We start from the raw sequence: 2,137 nt of genomic DNA on the forward strand, positions 1-2,137 counted from the left end.
CGGTGGAGGTTGTCCATGTGGGCGCTGCTCATGGTCTCAGATGATCGCCTTCAGATAGAACATGGCCTTGCCGTCGGGGCCGCTGTCGCGGAACGAGGACTGCAGCGGCGCCCTGGCGTCGCGGGCCACGGTGAGGAAGCCCAGGTCGGCGCCCTTGCTGCCTTCGGGCGTCTGGGCGCGCAGCGAGACCTTGTAGGCCTGCTTGATGTCTTCCAGCGACATCTGCGACAGGCTCTCCAGGCGGCTGCGCAGGCGCTCCAGCTCGGCGGCCTCCACCGGGTTGGCGCACAGCAGGAAGTAGTGCTCGCCTTCCCGGCCGATGCACACCGAGCCGTAGCGGATTTCGCCGTCCTGCGGGCTGGGCAGGCTGGCGGCGGAGTAATGCACGATGTTCTGCGCCATCTCGACGAAGGAGGAGAACAGCCGGCGGCGGGTGCTGGCGGGCACGCCGTTGGTTTCCAGGTGCAGGCGTATCGTCTCGGCCATGGTGCTGATGATGTTCTGCGAGAAGTAGCCGACGTAATAGAACAGGACCTCGCGCTGCTGCGCGTAGTCGAGGAATTCGTAGTATTTCTGCTCGGTCATGGGCTGGGCGTGGGGAAGGTGCGCCGCGCAGGCGCTGTGTTGGTCTTGTAGGGGCGAAGGGGCGGGCAGCATGGGGAAAGCGGGCGCTCAGGCGCGCCAGCCCCAGAAGGTGAGATCGTCGCGGCGGATCTGGCTGCCCTGGTAGTCGCGGTGCTCCTGCTGCAGGGCCTGGGCGAGTTCCGGCATCGGCAGCTCGCGGCAGCGCTTGAGCAGGGCGAGCAGGCGGCGCTTGCCGTACATGATGCGGCGCTCGCCGCCGACCTGGTCGGTGAGGCCGTCGGTGGTGGCGAACAGCACGTCGCCCGGCGTCACCATGCGCTGGTGGCTGGGCCAGGCGTAGCCATGGGGCGTCTCGATGTAGCCGACGCCCATGCGGTTGCCGGCCAGCTCGGCCGGATCGCCGCCGTCGGCGGGCAGCAGATAGGCGGACATGCGGGCGCTGCTCCAGCGCATCACGCTCTCGGCGCTGTCCATGCAGATGAGCAGGGCGTCGCAGCCGTCGTTGGAGCCGGGCGTGCCGTCGGCGCGGCCTTCGACCTGGCCCAGCGCATCCTTGATGCGGACGTTGATCTCGCCCAGCAGGCGGTCCGGGTGCATCGGGCCGTGCAGCGCCAGCGCGCGGTCCAGCGCGGAGGAGAAGATCAGCGTCATGAAGGCGCCGGGCACGCCGTGGCCGGTGCAGTCGGCGATCACCGCCAGCCAGCCGCGCTCGTGGCGCAGGAAGTGGTAGAAGTCGCCGCCGACATGGTCGCGCGGTTCCCAGGCGAGGCAGCTGTCGGCCAGCGCCGCCGCCATCGCCTGGCGCGAAGGGGCGAGCATGGCGTTCTGGATCACGCTGGCGTACTCGATGCTCTGCACGATCTGGCGGTGCTGCAGCGCATGCATCTCGGACACCGCCCGCATCAGGTCGATACCGATGCCGATGCCGAGGTAGCGGCCGCCGCTGGTGATGATGAAGCCGTCGGCCAGCGCCTTCTCGCCGTAGGCCACCGCCAAGTCGGCCATTTCGTCTATGCCGGTGGCGGCGTCCACGATCAGCGGGCTCTTGTCCATGAAGGCGATGCAGCTCTTCCTGTCGTACAGCTCGCGGTGGAAGGGCCGCACGATCTGCGACAGGAAGATGTGGCGGTTGATGAGGCCGAAGGGGCGGCCACCCTCCACCACCGGCAGGCTCACCAGTTCCTTGTGGGCGGTGAACAGTTTCAACACCGTTTCGTTGTCGCACTCCGGCGAAACGCTGGCTACCGCCAGGCAGAGGTCGCCGGCGCAGGGACGGCTGCCGAGGGGGGCTGCGGTGGCACGGACGGGGGCGGCGAGCATGCTTGTCCTGGAGGTACGGGGAAGTTGGCGCCCGCCAAGGGTAGCCCTGCTCTATTACGCTTTAGTTATATCCGCCCGCCAGGGCGATGCGTGGTTTCCGCAGCGGGAACAGGCGTCATGGCAGGCGTCTGCAGGTCGCCCCGCGGCGGCACGCTATGCGTATTGGGCGGTTTCGCCGGCGTCCGCAGGGCAGGTGGCGAGGGGCGGGAGCCCAGGCCGGGGAGAAGAGGGG

The 2,137-nt window shown here is 68.6% G+C and carries 2 protein-coding genes; both read right to left on the reverse strand.

Annotated elements, in window-relative coordinates; translation table 11 throughout:
* Positions 1-36: 36 nt before the first annotated feature.
* Positions 37-585 (reverse strand): SiaB family protein kinase, encoded by a 549-nt coding sequence (locus tag GRF61_RS23880; RefSeq protein ID WP_169153111.1) that lies wholly within the window; start codon positions 583-585, stop codon positions 37-39.
* Positions 586-672: 87 nt separating this feature from the next.
* On the reverse strand, positions 673-1,905 hold the full coding sequence (locus tag GRF61_RS23885) for a SpoIIE family protein phosphatase (protein ID WP_169153112.1): 1,233 nt from the start codon (positions 1,903-1,905) through the stop codon (positions 673-675).
* Positions 1,906-2,137 lie beyond the last annotated feature (232 nt).

The organism is Azoarcus sp. TTM-91 (assembly GCF_012911025.1).
GTDB lineage: Bacteria > Pseudomonadota > Gammaproteobacteria > Burkholderiales > Rhodocyclaceae > Azoarcus.

What these genes read in the sequence shown, in the direction of transcription:
- GRF61_RS23880 (WP_169153111.1), bottom strand. Translation starts at nt 585, where the DNA reads ATGACCGAGCAGAAATACTACGAATTCCTCGACTACGCGCAGCAGCGC.
- GRF61_RS23885 (WP_169153112.1), bottom strand. Translation starts at nt 1,905, where the DNA reads ATGCTCGCCGCCCCCGTCCGTGCCACCGCAGCCCCCCTCGGCAGCCGT.